6 protein-coding genes are annotated in these 5,530 nt (G+C 72.0%); 2 read left to right on the top strand and 4 right to left on the bottom strand.

Annotated features, from left to right (window positions below):
• Positions 1 to 285 precede the first annotated feature (285 nt).
• The gene (locus PKE99_RS37060) at positions 286 to 738 is read left to right on the top strand and encodes an MSMEG_6728 family protein (protein ID WP_306470791.1); all 453 of its coding nucleotides are present in this window, start codon (positions 286 to 288) and stop codon (positions 736 to 738) included.
• On the opposite strand, the gene PKE99_RS37055 is transcribed toward PKE99_RS37060, so the two are convergent.
• Complete coding sequence (locus PKE99_RS37055; protein WP_197040915.1) at positions 735 to 1,514, bottom strand: SDR family NAD(P)-dependent oxidoreductase; 780 nt, start codon at positions 1,512 to 1,514, stop codon at positions 735 to 737. The genes PKE99_RS37060 and PKE99_RS37055 overlap by 4 nt on opposite strands.
• Positions 1,515 to 1,546: 32 nt before the next feature.
• On the bottom strand, positions 1,547 to 2,773 hold the full coding sequence (locus PKE99_RS37050; protein WP_037054647.1) for an acetyl-CoA C-acetyltransferase: 1,227 nt from the start codon (positions 2,771 to 2,773) through the stop codon (positions 1,547 to 1,549).
• A gap of 127 nt (positions 2,774 to 2,900) precedes the next feature.
• On the opposite strand from PKE99_RS37050, the gene PKE99_RS37045 reads away from it, so the two are divergent.
• Positions 2,901 to 3,773 (top strand): beta-keto acid cleavage family enzyme, encoded by an 873-nt coding sequence (locus PKE99_RS37045; protein WP_037054645.1) that lies wholly within the window; start codon positions 2,901 to 2,903, stop codon positions 3,771 to 3,773.
• Between the two features lie 33 nt (positions 3,774 to 3,806).
• Here PKE99_RS37045 and PKE99_RS37040 read toward each other — a convergent pair whose 3' ends face one another.
• On the bottom strand, positions 3,807 to 4,721 hold the full coding sequence (locus PKE99_RS37040; protein ID WP_037054643.1) for an IS982 family transposase: 915 nt from the start codon (positions 4,719 to 4,721) through the stop codon (positions 3,807 to 3,809).
• Between the two features lie 138 nt (positions 4,722 to 4,859).
• Positions 4,860 to 5,530, bottom strand: a 671-nt coding sequence (locus tag PKE99_RS37035) for a phenylacetate--CoA ligase (RefSeq protein WP_498371916.1), incomplete at its 5' end; no start/stop codon positions are given.

The following is a 5,530-nucleotide window of genomic DNA, read 5'->3' as shown; positions in this document are numbered from 1 at the left end:
ACGCGACCGGCTCATCCACCAACTCCACAACCTCGGCTACCGGGTCACCCTCGACAAGACCGCGTAGCCCGGCTGCGGTCGATTCTCTTCACAGCCCCCCTCCGTGCGCAAGGGAGACACCGTGCTCATCTCGGGCCCGCTCCCCGACGTGGTCGTCCCGCTCCGCAACCACCTCCGCACCCTGTGAGTGGCGATAGTCGCCATGGCGACTATCGCCACTCACGACGGGGTGGTGGGTTCCGGTCGGGTCGGTGAGGCCGGCGTCGAGCGGGTACCTCACGGTCCGTGGTGCAGACCTTCCTCCCGTACCCCGACTTCGCCGCCAGCGCCCGGGCGCTCGACGACCGGCGGCTGGGCAAGCAGCGCGTGGAGGCGCTGCAGATCCTGCGTGCGCAGGTGCGGGAGGGGTACGGCTGGCAGCACCATCCGGCGGTGCGGATGTGGCGGGGCCATCCGGAGGGCGTGGCCGCCTACGCGCTCGCGATCTGCGAGGAGTGGGCGGCCCGGGGCAAGGCCGACACCGTGGCGGAGTCGGTGCGGGCCGACCTCGAGACCGCGGGGCTGCCGCCGCCCCGCAGCCAGACCGAGCTCGCCGCGGCGGGCCTGCTGCCGGGCTGGCTCGGCGACGACCGCGTGCACCGCAGCCACCGCGAGGTCCTGCTCGGCAAGCTGCCCGAGCACTACGCCCCGCTCTTCCCCGACGACGCGCCGGGGACCGCCTACGTCTGGCCGGTCTAGCTCCGCGGCTTCAGGCTCGCCCCGGCGTCGGAGACCAGCGTGGTGCCGGTGATGTGCTCCGCGCCCTCGTCGCACAGGAAGACCACGGCGACGGCGATGTCCTCGGGCGTGCCCGCGCGGCGCAGCGGCGTGGTCTGCTGCACCCGCCCCACCAGCTGCTCGTACGCCTCCTCGCCGAGCGGCCCGGAGAACCAGCGGGTGCCGATGAAACCGGGGACCACGGCGTTGACCCGGATCTCGGGGGCGAGCGCCCGCGAGAGCGACACGGTCAGCGTGTTGAGCGCGCCCTTCGACGCCGCGTAGGCGATCGACGAGCCCTCGCCGTCGAGGCTGCTGGTGGAGGACACGTTGACCACGGCCCCGTACCCACGCTCCCGCATGTGCGGGACCACCGCCCGGGTCATCTGGTAGGTGCCGATCACGTTGGTGCGGTAGATCGCCTCGAAGTCCTCGGCGGCGAGCCCGTCGAGGTCGGAGTGCGGGACGATCCGCGTGCGGCCGGCGTTGTTGACCAGGACGTCGATCCGGCCCCACCGCTGCGCGACGTCGGCGGCGACCTTGCGGCAGGCCGCGTCGTCGTCGACGTCGCCGCGCAGGGCGACGGCGTCGACGCCGCGCGCCCGGCACTCCTCCGCCGTGGCCTCGGCCTCGTCCGCGCTGCGGGAGTAGGTGATCGCGACCCGGGCGCCGCGGCCGGCCAGGCGGCGGCTGACCGCCGCGCCCAGACCGGTCGCGCCACCGGTGACGACGGCGACCCTGCCGTCCATGCTGCCCATGGCGGGCAGCTTAACGACTGTTCAGCGCAGAGTCAGCCGAGCCGCTCGTAGATCACGGCCATGCCCTGCCCGCCGCCGACGCACATGGTCTCCAGTCCGATGCTCTTGTCCTTCGCGCGCAGGCCGTTGAGCAGGGTGGCGGTGATCCGGGCGCCGGTCATGCCGAACGGGTGACCGACGGCGATGGCGCCGCCGTGCACGTTGAGCTTGTCGCCGAACGGGTCGATGCCGAGGTCGCGGGCCGACGGGATGACCTGGGCGGCGAAGGCCTCGTTGATCTCGACGAGGTCCACGTCGTCGATGGTCATGCCGGCGCGGGCGAGGGCCTGCTTCGAGGCCTCGACCGGGCCCAGCCCCATGATCTCGGGGGAGAGGCCGGTGACCCCGGTCGAGATGATGCGCGCCAGTGGGGTGATGCCGAGGTCACGGGCCTTCGTGTCGGACATGACGATCAGGGCCGCGGCGCCGTCGTTGAGCGGGCAGCAGTTGCCCGCGGTGACGAACCCGTCGGGCCGGAACACCGGCTTGAGCTGGGAGACCGCCTCGTAGGTCACGCCGGCGCGCGGGCCGTCGTCGGTGTCGACCTTCGAGCCGTCGGGCAGCGTGACGGGGGCGATCTCGTTGGCGAAGAAGCCGTTCCTGATCGACTCCTCGGCCAGGTTCTGCGAGCGGACGCCGAAGCGGTCCATGTCCTCCCGGCTGACGCCCTTGGCGCGGGCGAGGTTCTCCGCGGTCTGGCCCATGGCGATGTAGACGTCGGGCAGGTGCCCGTCCGTCCGCGGGTCGGTCCAGGTGTCGGTGCCGGACTCGGCGGTGGCGACCGTGCGGGCCTCGGCGTCGGCGAACAGCGGGTTGTGCGTGTCCGGCCAGGAGTCCGAGCTGCCCCGCTCGAAGCGGGACACGGTCTCGACGCCGGCGGAGACGAACACGTCGCCCTCGCCCGCCTTGATCGCGTGCAGCGCCATGCGGGTGGTCTGCACGGACGACGAGCAGTACCGCGTGATGGTCGTGCCGGGCACGGTGTCCAGGCCGAGCAGCACGGACACGATGCGGCCCAGGTTGTTGCCCTGCTCGCCGCCGGGCAGGCCGCAGCCGAGCATCAGGTCGTCGATCTCGGTCGGATCGAGCGCGGGCACCTGGTCCAGCGCGGCGCGGACCATCTGGACGGTCAGGTCGTCCGGGCGCATGTCCTTGAGCGAGCCCTTGCGGGCGCGGCCGATGGGGGAGCGGGCCGCCGCGACGATCACTGCCTCGGGCACGGGTGTCTCCTTCGCTGGAGGGCTGGTGCTGGGTTCGAGTGTGCACCCCTGCGCGACGTGGGGGTTACCGGGCGGTAGGGAATCACACGGGTTGTCCCGTCGCGCGCGGGCGGCGAGGGTACGGGCCATGGACCGCCCACCCGTGATCGTCGAGGTCGCCGTGAACGGGGCCACCCCGCGCAGCGTCAACCCGCACGTGCCGCGCACCCCGGCCGAGATCACCGCCGATGCCCTGGCCTGCGCGCGGCTCGGCGCCACGATCCTGCACAACCACAACGACGAGCCGATGTTCACGGCCGACGGCGTGCACGCGGCCGGCCCCTACCGCGCGGCCTGGCGGCCGGTGCGGGAGCGGTACCCGGACCTGCTGCTCTACCCGACGATGGCGGCCGGGGCGCGCGGCATCCCGGTCGAGCGGCGGTGGGCGCACGTCGCCGAGCTGGCCGGCCTGGGCGGGATGACCCTGATCGACCCGGGCTCGGTGAACGTGGGGCTGACGGCCGGGGGCCGCTGTCCCACGCCCGCGGCGGCCGAGCCGTACCAGAACTCGATCGCCGACACCGAGTACATGTGCGCGCGGACCCGGGAGCTGGGTGCGCTGCCCAGCTTCTCGATCTTCGAGCCGGGGTTCCTGCGGACCGTCGTGACGCTGCAGCGCGCCGGGCGGCTCCCGGCGGGCGGGATCGTGAAGCTGTACTTCGGGGGCGACCTGCAGTTCGGCCTGCCGCCGACGCCGACCGCGCTCGAGGCCTACCTCGAGCTGCTCGAACCCGCCGGCCTGCCCTGGTCGGTCGCGGTCCTCGGCGGCGACGTCGTGGAGTGCGGACTGGCGGAGCTCGCGATCCGGCGGGGCGGGCACGTCCGCGTGGGCCTGGAGGACCACGCCGGCGACCGCCGGCCGTCGAACACGGAGCTGATGGAGGAGCTGCTCGCCCTCCTGGACCGCCTCGGCACCCGCCCCGCGACGTGTACCGAGACCCACGCCCTCCTCACCCCGTGAGCGGCAACTGCCCCTAGATGACTGATTCCAAGGTCAGTGGTCGTAGGCGAGTAGTGATCGTTTGACCGGGTGGCCGATTCGGTCGTTGTGCCAGATCACCGCGGTCAGGGCGAGGAGTCGCTGGTAGACCCGGACGGCGACGCCGGTGATGGTGTGCCCGCCGTGGCCTTCGAGGTCGAGTTGTCCCTTCGCGGTCGCGAAGATCGACTCGATGGTCTGGCGCAGCGGGCGGAAGAACCGCCCGCCCGGGCGGTCGGGTTCGCCCTTGCGGGCTGGGCGGAGCAGCTCCACCCCGGCCTGGCGCAGCCGGCGGTCGAACTCGCGGCCGTAGTAGTTCTTGTCCGCGATCATGATCTGTCGTTCGCGGTCGCGCAGCAGCGCCGGGTCCGCGGTCAGCACGGAGAGCAGCACGAGGCGCTCGTCGGCTTTCGCCCCGGTCAACGCGAACCCGATCGGGAGCCCGTGCAGGGTGGCGATCAGATGCAGGCGTAGCCCCCAGAAGTAGCGCGAGTGCGAGGCGCAGTAGCCGTACTCGGCGTAGCCGGCCAGGTCCGAGCGCCGTGCGGTCTCGCGGGAGCGGCCGCACTCGACCGGGGTGGAGTCGACCACCCACACGTCGTCGGTCCACAGGCTGGTGTCGGCGGCCAGCACGGTGATCAGCCACTCGAGCGTCGGGGCGAGGGCGCGCAGGCGCTTGTTGTAGCCGGGCTGTTGGGGCAGATAGCGGAACAGGTGGCGCAGGTGCGCCCGGGCGTGGCGCAGCCAGCGGGCCTCGCTGGTGAACTGCAGCACCGCCGCCATCACCGCCAACGTGATCAGCTCCGCGTCGCTGATCTTCGGGGTGATCCCGATCCGGGGCCGCCACGGTGCCCGTTCGGGCGAGGCTTTCAGCAGGTCGTCGGTACGCACGTACAGTGCCGTGGCGAGGGTGTCCAAGTCAGCGTCCACGAGAGCCTCCTGCTCTTCTGGGTCAGCACGCTGATCTTGGGCACCCTCCACCCGTCACCGACGCACGCCGCGCCGCATCAACACCTTGGAATCGGTCATCTAGAGGGGCAGTTGCCGCTCACGACCAGGGGTGACCTGCTACTTCGCGCGCAGGTCGCGAAGCCGCTGCAGCTTGCCGACCGAGCGCTCGAGGGTGTCCGGGTCGACGACGTCGCAGGTCACCGAGACACCGACGGTGTCCTTGACCGCCCGGACCAGCTCGGTCGCGGCCTCGGCCCGGCGTTCGGCCGTGGCGTCCGCGCGGGCCTCGACCCGGACGGTGAGGGCGTCCATGCGGCCCTTGGTGGTGAGCTCGAGTTGGAAGTGTGGGGCGAACCCGGGGGTGCGCAGGACGATCTCCTCGATCTGGGTGGGGAACAGGTTCACCCCGCGCAGGATGATCATGTCGTCGCTGCGGCCGGTGATCTTCTGCATGCGGCGCATGGAGGGGCGGGCGGTGCCCGGGAGCAGGCGGGTGAGGTCGCGGGTGCGGTAGCGGATGATCGGGAGGGCCTGCTTGGTCAGCGAGGTGAAGACGAGTTCGCCTTCCTCGCCGTCGGCGAGCACGGTGCCGTCGAGGGGGTCGAGGACCTCGGGCAGGAAGTGGTCCTCCCAGATGTGCAGCCCGTCCTTGGTCTCCACGCATTCCTGGGCCACGCCGGGGCCCATGACCTCGGAGAGGCCGTAGATGTCCACGGCGTGCATGTCCATGCGGTCTTCGATCTCGGCGCGCATCTGCTCGGTCCATGGTTCGGCGCCGAAGATGCCGA

It is taken from the genome of Pseudonocardia halophobica, from assembly GCF_027922425.1.
Classification (GTDB): domain Bacteria; phylum Actinomycetota; class Actinomycetes; order Mycobacteriales; family Pseudonocardiaceae; genus Pseudonocardia; species Pseudonocardia halophobica.
The sequence above is the reverse complement of the archived record's forward strand: the minus strand, read 5'-3'. Positions and strand labels throughout refer to the sequence as shown.